Raw genomic sequence first — 21,180 nt, 5'->3', positions numbered from 1 at the left:
GTTATCTCATCACTTAACTAAAATATGTAATTAGTTACTATCACTAACAACACGAATAAATGTTTCCCCTGGTTTTACCAAACCAAGATCGGTACGTGCACGCTCTTCCACAGCTTCTTTGCCGCCATGAAGATCTTTGATCTCCGCATACATTTGCTGATTACGCTGATGTAATTCGGCATTAGCGGCTTGTTGTAAGCTTACGCTCTCTGTGACAGCGGTAAATTCTTTCATACCGTTTTTGCCATACCAGAAATCATATTGTAGCCAAGCGATAAGAACCAATAATACAATAATAAACAGGCGCATACTTCTCCCTGCGACATAATTTTAAACAGCAAGCTGCATTCCGATTATTGAATAAACCTAAATAATTGGAATACATTTTGCGAGTCAGCAATAATCCCATAATCAGTCAATGGTGACTACTATTATGCCATGAGACTTTACATCTCCCTTACTTAGCCCTTCTTTTTGTTGAAAATAAAAACAGCATTCATGACAACAATACAAAATAAGCATTGATTCCTGCATAAATATTGATGCCGCTTAGTGATGCGTTTTTTATTTTAGCGATAAAAAAACCGCCTCTTGCAAGGCGGTTTTATTTACCAAATTGAGTAAACTCAATCATCGCTTAATAAAAAATTAAGCTTGGCCTTTAACTTCTTTAAGACCGTTGAAAGGAGCACGCTCACCTAGTGCTTCTTCGATACGGATAAGTTGGTTGTACTTAGCAACACGGTCAGAACGGCTCATAGAACCCGTTTTGATTTGACCTGCAGCAGTACCTACCGCTAGATCAGCGATAGTTGCGTCTTCTGTCTCGCCTGAACGGTGAGAGATAACAGCAGTGTAACCAGCGTCTTTAGCCATCTTAATAGCAGCTAGAGTTTCAGTTAGAGAACCGATTTGGTTAAGCTTGATTAGGATTGAGTTAGTGATACCTTTCTCAATACCTTCAGCGAAAATCTTAGTGTTTGTAACGAATAGATCGTCACCTACTAGTTGAATTTTGTCACCTAGTAGTTCAGTTTGGTGCTTGAAGCCAGCCCAATCTGATTCGTCTAGACCATCTTCGATAGAAACGATCGCTGGGAACTTCTCAGTTAGATCTTTAAGGAAGTAGTTGAACTCTTCTGAAGTGAATTGCTTACCTTCACCTTTAAGATCGTAGATGCCTTGCTCTTTGTTGTAGAACTCAGATGCAGCACAGTCCATTGCTAGAGTAATATCAGTACCTAGCTCGTAACCTGCAGCTTCAACAGCTTCTTTAATTGCTTTAAGAGCAGCTTCGTTTGACTCTAGGTTTGGTGCGAAACCACCTTCGTCACCTACCGCTGTGCTCATGCCCTTAGACTTAAGAACTTTAGCTAGGCTGTGGAATACTTCAGAACCCATACGTACAGCTTCACGAAGTGTCTTAGCACCTACTGGCTGAATCATGAACTCTTGAATATCAACAGTGTTATCTGCGTGCTCACCACCGTTGATGATGTTCATCATAGGTAGAGGCATAGAGAACTGACCAGCAGTACCGTTTAGCTCTGCAATGTGCTCGAATAAAGGCATGCCTTTAGATGCCGCAGCAGCTTTTGCGTTAGCTAGTGATACAGCTAGGATTGCGTTAGCACCGAAGTTTGATTTGTTTTCAGTACCGTCAAGGTCGATCATAACTTGGTCGATTGCAGCTTGGTCTTTTGCATCTTGGCCGATTAGTGCTTCAGCGATTGGACCATTTGCAGCAGCAACAGCTTTCAGAACGCCTTTGCCTAGGAAACGAGATTTATCACCATCACGAAGCTCTAGAGCTTCACGAGAACCAGTTGAAGCACCAGATGGCGCAGCAGCCATACCTACGAAACCACCTTCTAGGTGAACTTCAGCTTCAATTGTTGGGTTACCACGTGAGTCAATGATTTCACGAGCTAGAACTTTAACGATCTTAGACATTGTGTTTCCTCTTGCTTTATCTTCAAATTAAAAGCTAAAAAAATAGCTGTAGCCATAACAACTACAGCTATCAGTAATCCTTACTGGTTAAGCTCACCACGGTGGTATGCACCCGCCGCTTTTACAAAACCTTCAAACAATGGGTGCCCATCACGAGGTGTCGATGTGAACTCAGGGTGGAACTGTGCAGCTACGAACCAAGGGTGATTCGGAACTTCAATAATTTCAACAAGTTTCTTGTCAGCAGACAAACCAGATACTTTTAGACCTGCTTTTTCAAGCTTAGGTAGTAAAGTGTTGTTTACTTCGTAACGGTGACGGTGACGCTCATGGATCGTTGGCTGACCGTATAACGTACGCGCTTTAGAACCATCTTGTAGATGACATAGCTGAGAGCCAAGGCGCATTGTACCGCCTAGATCTGATTTCTCAGTACGCTCTTCAACTTTACCTTCACTATCAATCCACTCAGTAATAAGACCAACGACTGGATATTTAGTTTCAGCATTAAATTCAGTTGAATGCGCATCAGACATTTTGGCTACATTTCGAGCAAATTCGATTAATGCTACCTGCATACCTAAACAAATACCTAGGTATGGAATATTATTTTCACGTGCGTATTGAGCAGTAAGGATCTTACCTTCAACACCACGGCTACCAAAACCACCTGGAACCAAGATTGCATCAAGGCCAGCCAGTACTTCTGTACCTTTTGACTCAACATCTTGAGAATCGATGTATTTGATTTTTACTGATAGACGATTTTTCAGGCCCGCGTGTTTAAGTGCTTCGTTAACTGACTTATATGCGTCTGGCAGTTCAATGTACTTACCAACCATACCAATAACGACTTCAGAGGTAGGGTTCGCTTCTTCATAAATAACTTGTTCCCACTCAGAAAGATCAGCTTCTGGTGCTGTAATACCAAAGCGCTTACACACTAAATCATCAAGACCTTGAGACTTAATTAATTGTGGGATTTTGTAGATTGAATCTACATCTTTCATTGAGATAACAGCTTTTTCCTGCACGTTACAGAACAGGGCAATTTTTGCACGCTCATTGGCAGGGATCATACGATCAGAACGACACACTAAGATGTCTGGCTGAATACCAATAGAAAGAAGTTCTTTTACTGAGTGCTGAGTTGGCTTAGTTTTCACTTCGCCAGCCGCTGCTAGGTAAGGAACAAGTGTCAAGTGCATGAACATGGTGTTTTCACGACCTTGCTCTACGGCTAATTGACGAATAGCTTCCATAAATGGGAGTGATTCAATATCACCCACAGTACCGCCTACTTCAACGATTGCTACATCATGACCTTCAGCACCCGCTAACACGCGAGATTTGATTTCATTAGTGATATGAGGAATTACCTGAATCGTTGCACCTAAGTAATCACCACGACGCTCTTTGCGTAATACGTCTGCGTACACACGACCAGCTGTAAAGTTATTACGCTTAGTCATCTTGGTACGAATGAAACGCTCGTAGTGACCTAAGTCTAGGTCAGTCTCTGCACCGTCTTCCGTAACGAATACTTCGCCGTGTTGAATTGGGCTCATTGTGCCTGGATCAACGTTGATGTAAGGGTCAAGCTTCATCATAGTCACGTTAAGACCACGTGCTTCTAAAATCGCTGCAAGTGATGCAGCAGCAATGCCTTTACCTAGAGAGGAAACTACTCCGCCCGTAACAAAAATGTAATTCGTAGTCATGTTTAACCTGGAAGATTGGTGTAGAGGATAAATGTATCTGGACGGGAAATTAGTATACCAGACACCATTTATCGCCACAACGTGAAAACTATCACACCGCCATTTGATTTTTTTTGCTTCAAATCAAGTAAGCGTTATGCCACTGAAATATCAAGCTTTAACAACCAAAACAATACCATAATGGTATAATGCATTTAAAAATCATGCTGAATTTTTAATTACTGATTTTTACTTTCTTTATCTTTAACACTATTCCATGCTTCATCTAGCTCAGTTAATGAACACTGACTAATGATCTTTCCTTGTTCTAGCACACTTTCTTCCACTTGGCGAAAACGCTTTTCAAATTTTTTATTAGCTTTTTGTAATGCCATCTCTGGTTTTACTTTTAAATGACGACTTAAATTCACCACTGAAAATAGTAGATCACCGAGCTCTTCTTCTATTCGTTGTTGTTCTGGCACCGCTTGAATCACTTCGTCCATCACTTCATCAAGCTCTTCTTTTACTTTATCAACCACTGGTGCTAATTCATCCCAATCAAAACCAACATTCGCGCAGCGTTTTTGAATTTTATCAGCACGCATTAATGCCGGTAATGCGTTTGGAATATTGGCAAGCAAGCTCACATCTTGCTCTTTAGCTGCGCGCTCTTTGGCTTTTTCGGCTTCCCAGTTTTGTTGAACGGCTGCTTCATCATCAAAATCAGCATTACTAAAAACATGGGGATGACGACGGACCAGCTTTTCACTTATGCCTGCCACTACATCGTCAAATTCAAACAACCCTTGTTCTTTGGCCATCTGACTATAAAAAACAACTTGAAACAATAAATCACCTAATTCTTCTTTTACATCGTTCCAGTTTTTCTGCTCGATGGCATCAGCCACTTCATAGGCTTCTTCAAGGGTATAGGGAACGATTGAATCAAAGTTTTGTTTCAAATCCCACGGACAACCACGATGTGGGTCTCGCAACTGAGACATAATTGCTAATAATTGTTCCATCTGAGATGCTTTTTTATTTTCCATACCATCAACTCTTTAAAAATGGCGCTTTCAGCTGCTAACTTTAAAGCGCCAAAACTTCGATAGTTAATACTAGAAAACTAATTTAGAAATTCATAGCAACGATCAATCATCATCATGTTGGCAATGCTCATGTTGCTTATGATGATCTCTAGCATGAGCACAATTTTCATGTCCATTATCACCATCATAATGATGATTATCACATCGATGTTGATGTGACTCATGGCGATGGTGTCTACACCCTTGGTGATGTGAATCATGGTGTTGGCAATCAGAGTGATGAGAGCACGTGTGATTAGAAGAATCTACGCTATAAGACTCTGCTAACGCATAGTTTGGCAACAGAAATGACATTAACAATAACAGTACTATTGTAAGACTTTTTTCTCTAATCATGCTTAATACATTCGACTTCATAATACCCCCGTTAATTATTTAAACGTTACTTTATCTGCACCCACTTTCATTCCCTGCAGGCAAAGAATAAAAAACAGCAATTGTTTGATGTCATCACTAGGTACATTGATAAAATTATTATCAGGAATAAGAAATGTTGAAATAAGTAATAAAACACTCGTAATACTATTTTTAGTTAATAATTTTAATAGTAAATTTTTCATAATAGTTCTCTTGCCGCTTTATTTATAAAGCAACATCATTAATTAATAACAATCATCACTCATCTATATAATTAAGATGGGATAATTAATTTGTGAAATTAACACTTACTTTGAATCCAATTTAGATCCAGAAATAAGCAAACTATTAGGCAATAGGAGGGCGATAAATTGATTTTATAACGGCAAGAACAAGCGACTCTTGAAGATATTCAATCGGTAACAGCTTACTGACACGAGTGATAATAAGCGGAGAAAAAGAGAGTAGATGAAATGGATTACTGCCAGTACGAGGCAGTACTCGACAACATGAGCACTGTGAACAATCATTACAACTATTCTCACATTGCAAACTACAGTGATGAGATTGTTGAGTAGCCGTTTGCTGGTATTGCAGTTCGCTCTTAATATTACTTGCTAAATTAGCAACATTAGAGACTTGAACATTTTGACTCATATACGCAGCATTCACACTACTACTTAACAGTAATATTGCTATAAATAATGCATATAATATTTTATGTAATTGAGATAAATACATACTGAGTCTTTATTTTAAAGTTAATAGAATACTATCGGTCTATTATATATGAGTCAACATCAAGTCTTATTTTAGATCATTAAATTAATAAATTATTCCATTTTAAGATGTGCGCGTTAATAATTACTACTATTCATTATGTCGTAATAAATAAAAAGGGAAGCATATCGCTCCCCTTAATTTATATTTTAATCAGTTAATTAACCGTATAAACGTTTAGCCTCGGCAACATCTTTAACTTGTTCGATGCGTTTAAGTACACGTCCCAACACTTCTAAATCAGTTAATTCAAGTTCAAAGTCCATGATAGACATTTGCTTTTTATAATCAACTCGGCTTTTCATTCCCGCTACTTTCACTTTTTCATTCATTAAAGTATTGGTTAATTCTTTCAATAAGCCATTACGCTCAGAAGCCGTCACACGCACGGTAATGGTATAGTTACCGACAAAACCACCGCCCCAAACCGTATCAATAATACGCTCTGGCGCATGATGACGAAGCTCTTCAAGCTGCTCACAATCCATACGGTGAACAGAAATACCACGGCCTTGTGTAACAAAACCTTGAATATCATCGCCAGGAATAGGCTGACAACAACGCGCAAGGTGAGTCATCAGGTTATCAACACCTTCAACAACAACAGCATCACGTTGCGGTTTTTTGTGGTTTGTGGCTTGTTTATTACTTGCCTCAGATAGCTTTTCTAAAAGCTGCTGATCTTCTTCTTCAGCTGTTGGTTTATTCACTAGCGCATTAATATGGTTAATCACCTGATTAATACGTAAATCACCACTGCCAATCCCCGCATATAGCTCTTCAGGCGATTTCACATTAAAACGTTTTGCCGCATAATATTGCGCATCTTTTAATGTTGCATGAATTTTTACCAGCTCAGCTTCTAAGATCTCTTTACCCGCAATAATATTCTTATCACGATCTTGCTTACGGAACCACGCATGCACTTTGGCACGAGCACGGCTAGATGTCACAAACCCTAAGTTAGGGTTTAACCAATCTCGTGACGGATTCGGCTCTTTTTGCGTGATGATCTCAACTTGATCGCCCATTTGAAGATGATAAGTGAAAGGGACAATACGCCCTTCTACTTTGGCACCAATACAACGGTGGCCCACTTCAGAGTGAATATGATAAGCAAAATCAAGCGGTGTCGCATTCGATGGCAAGTCAACCACATCCCCTTTAGGGGTGAAAGCATAGACGCGATCATCAAATACCTGACTACGAAGCTCATCCAGCATTTCGCCAGAATCTGACATTTCTTCTTGCCATGCTAATAGCTTACGCAGCCAATTGATTTTCTCATCGTAAGCCGATTGTGCACCGCCTGATGCTGTACCTTCTTTATACTTCCAGTGTGCCGCAACCCCTAATTCAGATTCTTCATGCATTTGCTTGGTACGGATCTGAATTTCAATCGTTTTACCTTCAGGGCCTAACACCACAGTGTGGATAGACTGGTAACCATTAGGTTTTGGGTTGGCAACGTAGTCATCAAACTCTTTCGGTAAGTGACGGTATTTAGTGTGCACCACACCTAATGCGGCGTAACAGTCTTGTAGCTCTTCAGCAACAATACGTACAGCTCGAACATCAAAAAGCTCATCAAATTCTAAGCTTTTCTTCTGCATTTTGCGCCAAATGCTATAAATATGCTTAGGACGACCTTGCACTTCTGCTTTAATATTTGATGCTTTCATCGCGTCAGATAAATCATCAACAAAATGAGTAATGTAGCCTTCACGGTCGATACGACGCTCAGATAACTGCTTTGCGATTTGTTTGTAAGTATCAGGATGCTGATAACGGAAGGCGTAATCTTCAATTTCCCATTTAAGCTGACCAATACCAAGACGGTTTGCTAATGGTGCATAAATGTTGGCACATTCTTGCGCTGCAGCTCGACGTACTTCATCAGGCTGATCTTTAACTTCACGTAAATTACAGATACGTTCAGCCAATTTAATAACCACACAACGGAAATCATCAACCATCGACAGTAACATACGTCGAATATTATCCACCTGCGCAGCTTGCGCAGTTTCTTCCGCCGTTGATTTTAACTGACTGATTGCACACATTTGTTCAACACCTTGAACTAAATGTAAAATCGTCCCGCTATATTCTTCTTTTAACGCGTCAGTGCTGTAACAACCACCTTCCACTAATGGGTATAACAAGGCTGCAATTAACGTATCAGCATCCATACTCAAGGTGACAAGGATTTCAACTAGCTCACGACCACGCCACAACAGTAACTGACCATTTTCTTGTTCAGCGGCAAGTTCAATACAACGCTGATATGTTCCTTCTATCCGACTCGATACTTTTGCATCTTGACGTAAACTCTCGACCCACGAGACAAGCTCAAATGTGGTATTTTCCTTTAAATGCGCACCGCGAACTGCGACCATGTTTCTATCCTGTTTTCTCTGAATACCGATGATTGTCTTACATCACATTGCTATTTTTTTTATGGTGATTAGCTTTTAACAAACAACGCCATTGATTCTAAATGCCCTGTATGAGGGAACATATCCATCATACCAAGACGTGCCAACTTATACCCTTGCTGCAACAACATTTGACTATCACGAGCCAATGTTGCTGGGTTACATGATACATAGACCACTTTGCTTGGCGCTAAATTTACAATATGCTGCATCACGCCAGCCGCCCCAGCTCGTGCTGGGTCTAGTAAAATCTTATCAAATTGCTCTTGCGCCCACACTAGTTTCGTTACATCTTCATCCAAATTTGCTTGATAAAATGTTGCGTTATCTAGACCATTTGCTGCCGCATTAGCAGTCGCTCGCGCGACCATTTCATCAACACCTTCCACGCCGACTACCGCTTTCGCTCGTCTTGCTAGCGGAAGGCTGAAATTGCCTAGCCCACAGAATAAATCGAGTACCCTATCCTGCGGCTGAATATCAAGCCAATTTATCGCTTGCTCAACCATTTTTACGTTTACGTCTCGATTAACCTGAATAAAATCTTTTGGTGAGAACGTCAGTCTTACATCGTCAATATCGTAGTACGGCTCCTCACCTAACACATGGTCAAGCTCATCTGACGACGGCGCTAAAAATAGCATCAATGCATGTTCAGTAGCGAAAGCTTTAATCGCTGCGAGATCGTTGTCATTGAATGGCTGCAAATGACGAATTAACAATACGCGACCATTATCTGCATTGACCAATTCTATATGGCCAACATGTTTACGTCCTTTAAGGTTGCTTAACAGTTCACGTAATGGCGGTAACAAATCATTAAGTGTGGTCGCCAAAACAGGACAAGCATTCACATCAACGATGTCTTTACTCTGTTTTTTACGAAAGCCAAATACCATTTTGCCATTAGGTAGCATACGGACACTAAAACGTGCACAGCGACGATAATGTTCACTTTGCCCAACAATAGGCTCAACTTGTGAGGCATCGTCTTTTTCTGTGATCGCAAATTTCGCCATCAATTCACTTAGCGTCTGTTGTTTGGCGATAACTTGACCTTGGTGGGATAAATGTTGCAAGTTACAACCGCCACACTGGTCATAGATTGGACAATGAGGTTTAATACGCGCAGCACTGTCTTTTAAACGTTTGATCACGCGAGCTCGGGCATAATTTTTTTTGTCTTCCGTCAATTGCACAACAACGGTTTCATCGGGTAATGCACCATCAATGAAAACAGGTTTGTTGTTCAAATGGCCGATGCCAGCGCCGATATGATCTAAACGGCTGATAGTTATTTCTTTATGCTTCGTATCAGTTTTACGTTTTTGAGGCTTAAAAAAGCGTGCCATAAAATTTTGCTCACTGTTCAGGCATTGAGTATTTGTCGAACAGCACTGATTTATTTAATCTAGTGCTACTGATGGGAGCCAATTCTCCCACAGATTTATCTGCTTGTAATTAAGAGAACCATGACCAGATATGGACTTCGTGCCAGAGTATTTACTCTGACATTAGCACCTACACTTATTATTGGCTTATTATTAAGCGCTTTTTTCACCATGAGCCGTTATCAGGATCTAGAACATCAGCTGATTTCTACAGGTGCAAGTATCATCGAGCCGTTAGCGATTTCAGCGGAATACGGCATGACAGAAAAAAACCGAGAAGCAATTCGTCGGTTGATTGGTTATACCCATAGAAAACATTCCGACATCATCCGCAGCATCGCGGTGTTTGATAACCATAACCATATTTTTGCCACATCTAACTTTCACCGTAATTTTGATTCCTTCATGTACCCAAAGGGCAAACCTATTCCTCGGCTACTGGATACCCAGTTAACCGATAACACCTTAATATTACGCGCGCCCATTCTTACCGAAGGTCAATTTGGAACGAATGTTGGTAGCGATGTTCGTGGTAAAGCCCTCGGCTATATCGCTATCGAGCTGGATCTCAGCACGCTACGTCTACAACAATACCAAGAAGTATTTACCGCCTTAATGGTGTTATTACTGGGCTTAACCCTGTCATCATTGTTTGCGTATCGCTTGATGCAAGACGTAACACAACCCATTTCTCATATGATCAGTGTGGTAGATAGGATCCGTCGCGGCCACCTTGATATTCGAATTGAAGGCCGATTGTTGGGCGAATTAGATACCCTGAAAAACGGTATTAATGCTATGGCAATTTCGTTGTCGGAATACCACATTGAAATGCAACAAAGTATCGATCAAGCAACATCCGATCTACGTGAAACCTTAGAGCAGCTAGAAATTCAGAACGTTGAATTAGATATTGCGAAAAAGCGTGCGCAGGAAGCGGCACGGGTGAAATCAGAGTTTTTAGCCAATATGTCTCATGAGCTCCGCACTCCGCTAAATGGGGTCATTGGCTTTACCCGACAAATGCTCAAAACCAAACTGAACACTAGCCAGAAAGATTACCTATTAACGATTGAGAATTCAGCCAATAACCTGCTGACCATCATCAATGACATTCTCGATTTCTCGAAGCTCGAAGCGGGTAAACTGTTACTGGAAAACATTCCTTTCGACTTTACAGATTCACTCGATGAAGTCATGCGCTTACTTGCACCAAGTGCCCACGAAAAAGGCCTAGAGCTGACACTGAAGATTGATGATCGTATTCCAGCAGGCTTAATTGGTGACCCATTACGTATTCAGCAAGTGGTCACTAACTTAATTGGTAATGCAGTTAAGTTTACCGAGCATGGCAATATTGATGTCTCTGTCGAGTTAAAATCCGAAGTCGATAATAATATCGCCCTGCAATTTATGGTCCGCGATACTGGTATTGGTATTTCAGAGCGTCAGCAAGCGCAATTATTCCAAGCATTTAGCCAAGCCGACGCCAGTATTTCTCGCCGTTATGGCGGTACAGGATTAGGTCTAGTGATCACCCAGAAACTGGTAAGTCAAATGGGCGGTGAAGTGAGCTTAACTAGTCGCTTACACCAAGGCTCGACCTTCTGGTTCACCATCAAAATGAACAAAACAGATCTACCTGTATCACAGCCTATTGATACCACTTCACTTGAAGGTAAGTCATTACTTCTGGTTGAGGCCAACATGCAAGCAGCATCAGTGATACAGCAACGTCTAATGTTAGCAGGCGTACATGTTACTTACCGCGCTTCTATGCCTGATGATATTGATCACCATGACTTCGCTCTATTGTGTTTATCGCCGGGTGAGCAGCCACCACTGCCAGTCATACTCAATGATGTATTTAAAGCAGAGCAAACCGCTGAAAAGGTCTTGGTTTGCTTACCGACAACAGAACTTGCGTTATCAGAAAAACTGACCCAAACAGGTGTGTCAGCCTGTCTAGGTAAACCGCTGGCGCAACGTAAACTGTTTGAAGCACTCTGCGATAATGATGATGAGCAGCAAAGTGAATTAGAAGTACCTTTATTACCCACCACTACCGAAACACTACAACCACTAACGGTGATGGCGGTTGATGATAACCCAGCGAACTTAAAACTGATCTCTGCACTACTTGGTGAACGAGTGGAAACCGTTATTACCGCAACCGGTGGTAAAAAAGCGGTTGAATATGCTCAAAGTAAAGCCTTTGATTTGATCTTTATGGATATTCAAATGCCGGAAATGGATGGCGTGACAGCCTGTCAGAAAATCCATGAAACAGCACTTAATAAAAATACCCCAGTGATTGCTGTTACCGCTCATGCTATGGCAGGTGAGCGCGAGCGCTTAATCAATGCAGGTATGGATGATTACCTCACCAAACCGATTGAAGAGCAGATTCTGCAGCAAATTTTAGCAAAATGGATTGCCCCAACCACACCGCAAGCAACGCCACCATCTGTAAACAGAATGCCAGTGACGCTTGAAGGACAAGTTAATGATGTCGCTCCAGTAATAAACAATAACCACGTTAGTTTTGATTGGGATTTAGCGTTAAAACAAGCGGCAGGAAAAGAAGATTTAGCCTATGACATGCTGCAAATGCTGCTTGATTTCATGCCTGAGGTAGAAATGCTGGTAAATGAAGCACTGGATGGTAAAGATGTTGAACTCTGGCCACCGATTCATAAATTACACGGTAGCTGCGCTTACAGCGGTGTTCCACGCCTGAAGAATTTATGTTTGGAAATTGAAACCGCACTTAAGGCTAATGCAACCCTGTCCAATATTGAACCAGAGCTATTAGAGCTGGTTGATGAAATGGATAACATTGTCAAAGCGTCTAAAGACTATCGAAACTAACCCGTTTTTGTTTTAAAACAGATAAGCTAACGATCAAAAAAGCGGTAGATATATTATCTACCGCTTTTTATTTATTAACGTGAAAAACGAATCACGATTCAACGTTCTAAAATGACCGTTGCAACAGCATAATGACGCTCATCAGCAATGGTAAGGTGAACATGATTCACGCCCATTGCTTGCGCTAGTTCATTTGCTTTACCTGATAAGCTCAGTAATGGCTTACCACGCTCATCATTTTTAACCGTAAAATCATGGAAAGAGACGCCACACGCAATACCGGTACCGAGTGCTTTTGATGCTGCTTCTTTTACCGCAAAACGTTTTGCTAAAAAGCGCCCTTTTAGCTTCAATTGCTGAAACTGTTCAAGCTCAGAGCTAGACAGTATTTTCTGGGCGAACGCATCACCTGAGCGAGCAAAGACTTTTTCGACTCGCTCAATTTCAGCAATATCAGTCCCTAAACCAACAATCGCCATTAACCACGCGCTTCCTGCATTAGCAAACGCATATCAGCCACTGACTTTTCTAACCCATCAAACATTGCTCGTCCCATAATAGAATGACCAATGTTAAGTTCATACAGCTCTGGCAATGCCGCTATCGGCTTAACATTGTGATAAGTTAAACCATGTCCTGCATTTACTTTAATACCTAAATTGTGAGCGTAGCTTGCACCTGCAGCAATCTTCTTCAGCTCATCCGATTGTGCCTCTTCGGTTGTCGCTTCTGCGTATTGCCCAGTATGAAGCTCAATAAACGGTGCGCCACATGCATGAGCTGCATCAATTTGCGCGCGATCAGCATCAATGAAAAGTGACACTTTGATCCCAGCAGCTGTAAGTTTTTCTGTTGCCGCTTTTACTTTTTCAAGTTGACCTGCGACATCTAGACCACCTTCTGTGGTTAACTCTTCACGCTTTTCTGGTACTAAGCAAACATATTCAGGCTTAACATCTAACGCAATTGCCACCATTTCATCAGTGACGGCCATTTCTAAATTCATGCGAGTTTGGATCGTCTCACGTAAAATACGCACATCACGATCATTAATGTGACGACGATCTTCACGCAAATGAATAGTGATGCCATCAGCGCCTGCTCGCTCGGCTACTTCTGCAGCATGAACAGGATCTGGGTAACGTGTACCACGTGCATTACGTAATGTCGCAATATGATCGATGTTCACGCCAAGTAATATATTGTTCATGTTCCGATTCTCCTTCCTCGCGGGATAAACAATTCCCGGCTTTTTAATGGCTTAGAACCAAGATATGGTTTTAATGCCATCCTTGTAAATCGTTTTGCTGCCCGCAACTGCTCTGGGGTTTCAAATCGCCTCGCAGCAATGGCTTTTAATTCATTACCACGAAAGGTTAATAAACCAATTTTCATTGAAGCAATAAACCCCTGCTGCTCGCGATAGTTATAGGTCATATCATCTTCAACACTTAATCCACTACCAGCGCAATGCAGAAAATCAATCCCGTAGCCTAGATGATGTAGCAGAGAAAGCTCGAAGCGGCGCAAAGCAGGCTCTGGGTTATCCGCTTGTGCTAGCTCTCTAAGCACATTCAAATAATCCAGAAACAACTGTGGGTAAGGGGTATGGTTGCCCAATACACGTACCAGTATTTCATTCACATACATTGCTGAATATAAAATATAGCTGCGTAAGGGTAAACCTATACTGATAGGTTCGGCATGAGTGAGAACAGGCATCGCACCTTTACCACTCCACTTCATAAATAAGGGAGTAAAAGGTTGGAGTGTGCCTTTTAGATTAGAACGTTTACGGCGAGCGCCTTTAGAAAGAAGAGTAAGACGGCCATGATCCTCGCTAAATACATCAAGGATCAGGCTCGTCTCACTATAGGGACGAGAATGAAGGACAAAACAACGCTGTAGCCCTTCCATTACTACCCTTATAAGTCGTCGATGTAACCAAGGCTACGCAGTGCACGTTCGTCATCTGCCCAACCTGATTTCACTTTAACCCAAAGTTCAAGGTAAACTTTACGTTCAAACAAGTCTTCCATGTCTAAACGCGCTTCGCGCCCTATCACTTTGATTTTATCGCCACCTTTACCAATCACCATTTTCTTCTGGCCTTTACGCTCAACCAGAATCAAACCATTGATATCGAAACCATCGGTTTCAGGGTTGTAGTCGAATCGCTCGATTTCAACCGTCACAGCGTATGGCAATTCATCACCCGTAAAACGCATCAGCTTTTCACGGATAATTTCAGAGGCCATAAAGCGTTGAGAACGATCAGTTACGTATTCTTCAGGGAAGTAGTACTCACATTCAGGTAAGTGCTGACGTACGATTTTCTCTACCGCATCAATGTTTGTACCATGCTTTGCTGATACCGGAATCACATCAACAAACTCCATCTTACTTGCAAGCTCTTGCAAGTGAGGGAATAGCTCATGCTTATCTTTTACGTTATCAACTTTATTCACTAACAATACCGTTGGTAACTGGCTCTTTGCCAGCTTGTTTAATACCATCTCATCGTCAGCCGTCCACATAGTGCCATCAACTAAAAACAATACTAATTCAACATCGGTTAATGAACTGCTTGCAGCACGGTTCATTAAACGGTTAATTGTACGTTTTTCTTCAATGTGCAATCCTGGAGTATCAACATACACAGCTTGATAGCCGTCACGTGTGTCTACACCCATAATACGGTGGCGCGTGGTTTGTGGTTTACGAGAAGTAATAGATAACTTCTGCCCCACTAAACGGTTTAGCAAGGTTGATTTACCGACATTCGGTCGACCAACAATGGCGATAAAGCCACAATGTTGTTTATCTGTCATGATTCCAACTGATTTAGTGCAAGTTCTGCTGCTGCCTGCTCTGCCTTGCGCCGACTGCCGCCTTTGCCAATTACAGGTTTATCCAAACCTGTTACGTCACACTGTACTGTGAACTCTTGATTATGAGCTTCACCTTGTACCTTAGTTACAGTATATGCAGGTAGCGGTAAACGACGACCTTGTAAACACTCTTGAAGACGTGTTTTTGGATCTTTTTGATTGATACCTGGCTCAATCGTATCAAGACGAGTTTTATACCAAGCCAATACGATACTTCGTACTTGCTCAACATCGCTATCTAGATAAATCGCGCCAATGATTGCTTCAACACAGTCAGCAAGAATTGAATCGCGACGGAAGCCACCACTCTTTAACTCGCCAGGTCCCAGTAACAAATGGTCGCCAAGCTCGAATTCCCGACCTAGCTCTGCCAATGTTTTTCCACGGACTAGTGTTGCACGCATTCGGCTCATATCACCTTCATCCACTGAAGGAAAACGGTGATATAAGTCATCAGCAATAACAAAACTTAAAATAGAGTCACCTAAAAACTCTAGGCGCTCATTGTGGGTGCCATTAGCACTGCGATGTGTCAGTGCTAATGTCATCAACTCACAATTAGTAAATTGGTAGCCCAGCTTGCGCTGAAGCCTATTCGCTGGAGTTGTCATTTTCTCTCGATTATTTAATGCTACCGATACGATTAAAACGTACACCGGTAGGGATCCAAGATGGAAGTAAACTATCTGCTTGTCGATCAAACTCAAAGCTGATCCAAATAGCTACCGCCTTGCCAACAAGATTCGCTTCTGGCACAAAGCCCCAGTAACGACTGTCAGCACTATTGTCACGGTTATCACCCATAACAAAATAGTTTCCTTCTGGTACAACCCACTCACCAATACCAGGACGAGGCTCATATGCCATACGACGATCACGACGTAATGGGTTGATCAGAATATGGTGATCAACATCACCCAGTTGTTCTTTAAACTCAACTAAACGTGCCATTCCTTGCTTAAAGTCACTATCAGTCATATCGGTTAATTTAACCGGTTTACATACTGAAGTACCTTTAGGTTGAATACACAGTTGCTTATCTTCACTGTAGCGAACAGTATCGCCAGGTAGGCCAACAACACGCTTAATATAATCAATCTTTGGCTGAGGTGGGAATTTAAACACCACTACATCACCACGCTTTGGCTCACCTGTACTGACGATTTTATCGTGGAAAACAGGGTCTCGTAGACCATAAGCAAATTTTTCAACCAGAATAAAATCACCTACGTATAAAGTTGGTAGCATTGATTCTGATGGAATTTGAAAAGGTTCATAAATAAAAGAGCGGAATACCATGATCAAAGCAATGACAGGGAACATTGAACTTGCTGATTCAACCCATGCAGGCTGTGGCGCAACACTTTCTAGCGTTTTAGCATCAACTTGACCACCGGATTGTTCAGCTGCTGCAGCTATTTTTAATTGACGCTTCGGTGCCCAAAGAAACTTATCAAGTGCCCAAATGATCCCTGTTACTAGCGTAGCTAGTACCAGAATCAAAGAAAAAGTGTTTGCCATGTTATCCCTTATGTTTAACCCGACCAACAGAAGAATGTTGATCTGCTCTGCCCCATTTAGAGCGTCAGAGTAAAAGAAAGTGCCATTTAATTAATAAATAAGCACTTTCTAATCGTTTTGAAGCTTACTAGCTAAAGATAATTATTTATCTTTACCCACATGAAGAATCGCTAAGAATGCTTCTTGAGGCAGTTCTACGTTACCGATCTGCTTCATACGCTTCTTACCTTCTTTCTGTTTCTGCAACAGTTTCTTCTTACGACTAATATCACCGCCATAACACTTAGCGATTACGTTTTTACGTAATTGCTTCACGGTAGAGCGAGCAATAATATGCGTACCAATCGCGGCTTGAATTGCAATATCAAACATCTGACGAGGGATAAACTCTTTCATTTTCTCAACAACATCACGACCACGAGATTGTGAGTTATCTTTGTGAGTAATGATAGCAAGTGCATCAACACGCTCACCATTAAGAAGAATATCAACACGTACCATGTCTGATTCTTGGTAACACTGGAAATTATAATCAAGTGACGCATAACCACGAGATGTTGATTTCAAGCGATCAAAGAAATCCAGAACCACTTCTGACATTGGAATATCATACGTTAGTGCAACTTGATTGCCGTGGTAAACCATATCAACCTGTACACCACGCTTTTCAATACATAAGGTAATAACATTACCTAAGTATTCGCTTGGCACCAAAATATTACAGCGAGCAATTGGCTCACCCATAATCTCGATATCATTCACTGCTGGCAGTTTAGCTGGGCTATCAACGTACAACATTGTGCCGTCTGTTTTCTTCACTTCATACACTACAGTCGGTGCTGTAGTGATCAGGTTTAGATCATATTCACGCTCTAGACGCTCTTGAATAATCTCCATATGAAGCATACCCAAGAAACCACAACGGAAACCAAAACCTAACGCAGACGAGCTTTCTGGCTCATAAAACAATGACGCATCATTCAGGCTTAATTTACCTAAAGCATCACGGAAGTTTTCATAATCATCAGAAGAAACAGGGAATAGACCTGCGTATACCTGCGGTTTCACTTTCTTAAAGCCAGGCAGCGCGGTTTCACAACCACCTTTTGCCAGCGTTAAAGTATCACCTACAGGTGCGCCAAGAATATCTTTAATACCACAAACAACCCAACCAACTTCACCTGTATTTAGCTCTGTTGTATCAATTTGTTTTGGTGTGAAAATACCTAAACGGTCAACACCCCAGATTTGACCTGTGGTCATAACTTTAATCTTGTCATTTTTCTTTAGCTTACCGTTTTTAATACGAACTAAAGAAACAACACCTAAGTAGTTATCAAACCATGAGTCAATGATTAGCGCTTGTAATGGCGCATCTGGATCACCTTCAGGTGCAGGAATTGCTTCAACAATCTTTTCAAGAACATCGTCAACACCCAAGCCTGTTTTCGCTGAACAGCGAACAGCATCAATAGCATCGATACCAACAATGTCTTCAATTTCTTCAGCTACACGCTCAGGTTCAGCCGCAGGTAAGTCAATCTTATTTAAGATTGGCACTACTTCCAAATCCATCTCAATGGCAGTGTAACAGTTAGCAAGAGTCTGAGCTTCAACGCCCTGACCCGCATCAACCACCAGCAATGCGCCTTCACAAGCAGCAAGTGAACGAGAAACTTCGTATGAGAAGTCTACGTGTCCCGGTGTGTCGATAAAGTTTAATTGATAAGTTTCACCATCTTTAGCCGTGTAATCGAGCGTCACGCTCTGGGCTTTGATGGTAATACCGCGTTCGCGTTCAAGATCCATAGAATCTAAAACTTGTGAAGCCATTTCTCGATCAGAAAGGCCGCCACAAACTTGAATTAGACGGTCGGATAAGGTCGACTTACCATGGTCGATATGTGCGATAATCGAAAAGTTACGAATGTGCTTCATGAATGGCGTGACTAGCTCGTGATTAAAATGAATGGGATCTTACGATCAAGTTGTCGGATTCTACCGAATTTAAACGCTACTCGCTATCTTTCGATGCGGCATTTATCAGCTTATCTGATGAAATCGGTGCGCCGAGAACTCGAATAAGGGTTGGCTTATACGCTGAATTACCTTCTAAGCGTTTGGCATAGTGCCGTGCAATCAGTAATCCTAACGTTGTCGCAATAACAGCAGAACTGATAACACCCAGTTCGTTACTGTGGGCTAAATCAACAAATACCCATTGCCCCAATGCACTGCCTAACAGTAAAAAAAGCAATGGGAGCATATAGATCAATAAGGCAGAGCTTAACATACTTCGCTCAGATAAGCCGATTTCAACTACCTGCCCGATAGAGAGCGGTGATTGCGTCGCTATTTTTACATCATGGACACGACCAGGCATTGCTTTCGTTACAATGCCTGTTCCGCAACTATCACGTGATGCACAATGGCCACAGCTTGTTTGTTGCTGGCAACTTACCGTTACCATTCCTTTTTCAACAGCGGTCACTGTCGCTAAAGTGCGCATCATGACTAATTACCTTTTACTGCCTTATTGGGTGTCCCTTTAGTGTTATCGAAAGTGACACTTTCTGCAATCTGTCTTGCTGTTGGTGGCGGAATATCGCCGACAACCGTAATTTCTTTATTGTCTTTAACTATATTGCTCAATGTTCGGCGACCTTGACGGACAAGTTGCCCACTTAACGCATAACTATCAATATCAGACACATATACAGAGAAGCTAAATAAACCATCACTGTACATCCGACTTTCAACCGGGCGCTCTGTCATTAATAGGCGGTGGCGATCGCCTGAAATTAATTTAAAGCCATCTGGTAACCATGATACTTTCCAATCAAGGTTAGCTTTTTCTTGTACTGGTAATTTTACCACTTCTGGTAGTTTTACCGTTTTTAACTTGCTGAGCATTTCAGCCACTTTCGGATTCACCGCATAAGAAACAGCGCGAAATTGCTCTAATAAATCACCATTTCGATCTAATAAATCAGCACGCATCACTAAGTGACTTAGCTGATCAATCCATATTAAATATGAGTAACGTTCGCCATCTTTGGGTGCAATACGGATAACATCGCAGGTAACGCCCGCTTCTCGTGCGCGGCCCATTGAAATGAAATCATAGTAATGGGCTAATTCTTGAATATTAGCCTTCATCAGCGGCATGATAGGCGCCACTATTTTTGCACTTTTTACGGTGAATGGATCAAGACCGGGCTCAAAGTAACTCACCTCATTACCGCGTTGAATCACTTCTTGAGGAGGGCCACTTAAGTAGAGTAAATGACTATAGCCTTGACCATCCTCTAACGCATGTCGATAACGCAAGGTATCAATACTGTTCTTTTTTACTCGAATGTAAGATATTTCGTAACTCAGCTTTTGGCTTGCCTGCTCCATTTGAAGCAACAAAGCCTCTGCCGAAGGCTTTTCAGCTTCAGCAAAGGCTTGGAGAGGCAAAAGCAAGCTGACCAATGCTATCGCACCGACCAGAATCTTTTTCATTAATCTGCCACAGAATTATGTTGTTTAAGTAAAGAGTGATCAAGGCTGCCGTCTTGCGCATTAAAACGCAGCTGTAACTCATAATCTTGCAACATGGAGTTAATACGACGACGTTGCTCCATCAACTGCGCTTCAGTTGGTGCACGATCTGTATTGCTTGCCATATTGGTATTTAAACTTACCGGTTCCGCTTTACCTGTAAACGGAATGGTTTGTAACACAGGCACATCATTGTTAGTTGAACCTGATGAATTATCTTCATTATCATACTGCTGGACGCCAACAATAACAGCTAAAGAGACACAAGCAGCAACGGCCACTTGGCCAAATTGAGTAAGCCATGACGGTAACGTGTGCTTGGCTTTAAATGGTGTTGGTTGATCTTCAATTGCTTGCGAAATTGGCTCTGCAACAACCGCAACGGGTGTTTCAGTATGTCCAACTGAATGGGCAGGTTCATCGTCTAACGCTAATGCGACATTCGCTGCAATATTCCATTCTTTGCATTGCGGAGCATCACCGCGTAACACATCACCAATTAAGGTGTAGTCACGCCATATAAGCTCATCTTCTTTGTCAACAGTCAGCGCATTTATAATGCTCTGATCTAGCTCTTCGCCATCAAGTAATGCCGAGATCTTTTCTTTATCAGCCATTTTTTC

General features: G+C 41.7%; 19 protein-coding genes. 1 reads left to right on the top strand and 18 read right to left on the bottom strand.

The features are described from left to right. Positions 1 to 30: 30 nt before the first annotated feature. The 8 genes from ftsB to rlmD all read right to left on the bottom strand — a co-directional run bounded on the left by ftsB (position 31) and on the right by rlmD (position 9,689). Positions 31 to 309 (bottom strand): cell division protein FtsB, encoded by a 279-nt coding sequence (ftsB, locus tag C9J40_RS07775; RefSeq protein WP_005371471.1) that lies wholly within the window; start codon positions 307 to 309, stop codon positions 31 to 33. 339 nt (positions 310 to 648) lie between these two features. After that, positions 649 to 1,953, bottom strand: a complete 1,305-nt coding sequence (eno, locus tag C9J40_RS07770; protein ID WP_005371469.1) for a phosphopyruvate hydratase — start codon at positions 1,951 to 1,953, stop codon at positions 649 to 651. 80 nt (positions 1,954 to 2,033) lie between these two features. Continuing rightward, positions 2,034 to 3,674 carry a CTP synthase gene (locus C9J40_RS07765; protein WP_107206633.1) on the bottom strand — a complete coding sequence of 547 codons (1,641 nt, stop codon included), beginning with the start codon at positions 3,672 to 3,674 and terminating at the stop codon, positions 2,034 to 2,036. A gap of 218 nt (positions 3,675 to 3,892) precedes the next feature. Next, positions 3,893 to 4,705, bottom strand: coding sequence for a nucleoside triphosphate pyrophosphohydrolase (gene mazG / locus C9J40_RS07760; protein ID WP_107246394.1), 813 nt, complete (start codon positions 4,703 to 4,705; stop codon positions 3,893 to 3,895). Positions 4,706 to 5,136: 431 nt separating this feature from the next. Beyond that, on the bottom strand, positions 5,137 to 5,325 hold the full coding sequence (locus tag C9J40_RS07750; RefSeq protein WP_107246391.1) for a hypothetical protein: 189 nt from the start codon (positions 5,323 to 5,325) through the stop codon (positions 5,137 to 5,139). A gap of 145 nt (positions 5,326 to 5,470) precedes the next feature. After that, on the bottom strand, positions 5,471 to 5,779 hold the full coding sequence (locus C9J40_RS07745) for a hypothetical protein (RefSeq protein WP_146144661.1): 309 nt from the start codon (positions 5,777 to 5,779) through the stop codon (positions 5,471 to 5,473). Positions 5,780 to 6,063: 284 nt separating this feature from the next. Then, positions 6,064 to 8,298: a GTP diphosphokinase gene (relA, locus tag C9J40_RS07740; protein ID WP_107246388.1), complete on the bottom strand. Its 2,235-nt coding sequence runs from the start codon at positions 8,296 to 8,298 to the stop codon at positions 6,064 to 6,066. A gap of 68 nt (positions 8,299 to 8,366) precedes the next feature. Further along, a complete protein-coding gene (gene rlmD / locus C9J40_RS07735) occupies positions 8,367 to 9,689 on the bottom strand; it encodes a 23S rRNA (uracil(1939)-C(5))-methyltransferase RlmD (RefSeq protein WP_107246386.1) in 1,323 nt (440 codons plus the stop codon). A 120-nt stretch (positions 9,690 to 9,809) separates the two neighbouring features. Here rlmD and barA point away from each other — a divergent pair, with 120 nt between their 5' ends. Then, the gene (gene barA / locus C9J40_RS07730) at positions 9,810 to 12,599 is read left to right on the top strand and encodes a two-component sensor histidine kinase BarA (RefSeq protein ID WP_107246385.1); all 2,790 of its coding nucleotides are present in this window, start codon (positions 9,810 to 9,812) and stop codon (positions 12,597 to 12,599) included. Positions 12,600 to 12,697: 98 nt separating this feature from the next. Here the strand turns inward: barA and acpS are convergent, their stop codons facing one another. The 10 genes from acpS to C9J40_RS07680 form a co-directional block, all read right to left on the bottom strand. After that, positions 12,698 to 13,078: a holo-ACP synthase gene (gene acpS, locus C9J40_RS07725; RefSeq protein WP_105060928.1), complete on the bottom strand. Its 381-nt coding sequence runs from the start codon at positions 13,076 to 13,078 to the stop codon at positions 12,698 to 12,700. Next, positions 13,078 to 13,809: a pyridoxine 5'-phosphate synthase gene (pdxJ, locus tag C9J40_RS07720; RefSeq protein WP_045128801.1), complete on the bottom strand. Its 732-nt coding sequence runs from the start codon at positions 13,807 to 13,809 to the stop codon at positions 13,078 to 13,080. The genes acpS and pdxJ overlap by 1 nt, the downstream gene beginning before the upstream one ends. Beyond that, positions 13,806 to 14,516 (bottom strand): DNA repair protein RecO, encoded by a 711-nt coding sequence (gene recO, locus C9J40_RS07715; RefSeq protein WP_005371446.1) that lies wholly within the window; start codon positions 14,514 to 14,516, stop codon positions 13,806 to 13,808. The genes pdxJ and recO overlap by 4 nt, the downstream gene beginning before the upstream one ends. An 8-nt stretch (positions 14,517 to 14,524) precedes the next feature. Beyond that, positions 14,525 to 15,430: a GTPase Era gene (gene era, locus C9J40_RS07710; RefSeq protein ID WP_005371444.1), complete on the bottom strand. Its 906-nt coding sequence runs from the start codon at positions 15,428 to 15,430 to the stop codon at positions 14,525 to 14,527. Beyond that, positions 15,427 to 16,101 (bottom strand): ribonuclease III, encoded by a 675-nt coding sequence (gene rnc, locus C9J40_RS07705; RefSeq protein ID WP_107206626.1) that lies wholly within the window; start codon positions 16,099 to 16,101, stop codon positions 15,427 to 15,429. Before rnc ends, era begins: the two co-directional genes overlap by 4 nt. A gap of 10 nt (positions 16,102 to 16,111) precedes the next feature. Then, positions 16,112 to 17,011, bottom strand: coding sequence for a signal peptidase I (lepB, locus tag C9J40_RS07700; RefSeq protein WP_045150084.1), 900 nt, complete (start codon positions 17,009 to 17,011; stop codon positions 16,112 to 16,114). Positions 17,012 to 17,152: 141 nt separating this feature from the next. Beyond that, positions 17,153 to 18,949: a translation elongation factor 4 gene (gene lepA, locus C9J40_RS07695; protein ID WP_107206625.1), complete on the bottom strand. Its 1,797-nt coding sequence runs from the start codon at positions 18,947 to 18,949 to the stop codon at positions 17,153 to 17,155. Between the two features lie 76 nt (positions 18,950 to 19,025). After that, positions 19,026 to 19,523, bottom strand: coding sequence for a SoxR reducing system RseC family protein (locus C9J40_RS07690; RefSeq protein WP_107246383.1), 498 nt, complete (start codon positions 19,521 to 19,523; stop codon positions 19,026 to 19,028). 2 nt (positions 19,524 to 19,525) lie between these two features. Next, positions 19,526 to 20,518, bottom strand: coding sequence for a sigma-E factor regulatory protein RseB (gene rseB, locus C9J40_RS07685; RefSeq protein WP_107206623.1), 993 nt, complete (start codon positions 20,516 to 20,518; stop codon positions 19,526 to 19,528). Continuing rightward, a complete protein-coding gene (locus C9J40_RS07680) occupies positions 20,518 to 21,174 on the bottom strand; it encodes an RseA family anti-sigma factor (protein WP_199187045.1) in 657 nt (218 codons plus the stop codon). Before C9J40_RS07680 ends, rseB begins: the two co-directional genes overlap by 1 nt. Between the last annotated feature and the right edge of the window lie 6 nt (positions 21,175 to 21,180).

Source organism: Photobacterium sp. GB-72 (assembly GCF_003026095.1).
Lineage (GTDB): Bacteria > Pseudomonadota > Gammaproteobacteria > Enterobacterales > Vibrionaceae > Photobacterium.
This window is presented reverse-complemented; position numbering and strand designations above follow the sequence as displayed.

What these genes read in the sequence shown, in the direction of transcription:
- ftsB (WP_005371471.1), bottom strand. Translation starts at nt 309, where the DNA reads ATGCGCCTGTTTATTATTGTATTATTGGTTCTTATCGCTTGGCTACAA.
- eno (WP_005371469.1), bottom strand. Translation starts at nt 1,953, where the DNA reads ATGTCTAAGATCGTTAAAGTTCTAGCTCGTGAAATCATTGACTCACGT.
- C9J40_RS07765 (WP_107206633.1), bottom strand. Translation starts at nt 3,674, where the DNA reads ATGACTACGAATTACATTTTTGTTACGGGCGGAGTAGTTTCCTCTCTA.
- mazG (WP_107246394.1), bottom strand. Translation starts at nt 4,705, where the DNA reads ATGGAAAATAAAAAAGCATCTCAGATGGAACAATTATTAGCAATTATG.
- C9J40_RS07750 (WP_107246391.1), bottom strand. Translation starts at nt 5,325, where the DNA reads ATGAAAAATTTACTATTAAAATTATTAACTAAAAATAGTATTACGAGT.
- C9J40_RS07745 (WP_146144661.1), bottom strand. Translation starts at nt 5,779, where the DNA reads ATGAGTCAAAATGTTCAAGTCTCTAATGTTGCTAATTTAGCAAGTAAT.
- relA (WP_107246388.1), bottom strand. Translation starts at nt 8,298, where the DNA reads ATGGTCGCAGTTCGCGGTGCGCATTTAAAGGAAAATACCACATTTGAG.
- rlmD (WP_107246386.1), bottom strand. Translation starts at nt 9,689, where the DNA reads ATGGCACGCTTTTTTAAGCCTCAAAAACGTAAAACTGATACGAAGCAT.
- barA (WP_107246385.1), top strand. Translation starts at nt 9,810, where the DNA reads ATGACCAGATATGGACTTCGTGCCAGAGTATTTACTCTGACATTAGCA.
- acpS (WP_105060928.1), bottom strand. Translation starts at nt 13,078, where the DNA reads ATGGCGATTGTTGGTTTAGGGACTGATATTGCTGAAATTGAGCGAGTC.
- pdxJ (WP_045128801.1), bottom strand. Translation starts at nt 13,809, where the DNA reads ATGAACAATATATTACTTGGCGTGAACATCGATCATATTGCGACATTA.
- recO (WP_005371446.1), bottom strand. Translation starts at nt 14,516, where the DNA reads ATGGAAGGGCTACAGCGTTGTTTTGTCCTTCATTCTCGTCCCTATAGT.
- era (WP_005371444.1), bottom strand. Translation starts at nt 15,430, where the DNA reads ATGACAGATAAACAACATTGTGGCTTTATCGCCATTGTTGGTCGACCG.
- rnc (WP_107206626.1), bottom strand. Translation starts at nt 16,101, where the DNA reads ATGACAACTCCAGCGAATAGGCTTCAGCGCAAGCTGGGCTACCAATTT.
- lepB (WP_045150084.1), bottom strand. Translation starts at nt 17,011, where the DNA reads ATGGCAAACACTTTTTCTTTGATTCTGGTACTAGCTACGCTAGTAACA.
- lepA (WP_107206625.1), bottom strand. Translation starts at nt 18,949, where the DNA reads ATGAAGCACATTCGTAACTTTTCGATTATCGCACATATCGACCATGGT.
- C9J40_RS07690 (WP_107246383.1), bottom strand. Translation starts at nt 19,523, where the DNA reads ATGATGCGCACTTTAGCGACAGTGACCGCTGTTGAAAAAGGAATGGTA.
- rseB (WP_107206623.1), bottom strand. Translation starts at nt 20,518, where the DNA reads ATGAAAAAGATTCTGGTCGGTGCGATAGCATTGGTCAGCTTGCTTTTG.
- C9J40_RS07680 (WP_199187045.1), bottom strand. Translation starts at nt 21,174, where the DNA reads ATGGCTGATAAAGAAAAGATCTCGGCATTACTTGATGGCGAAGAGCTA.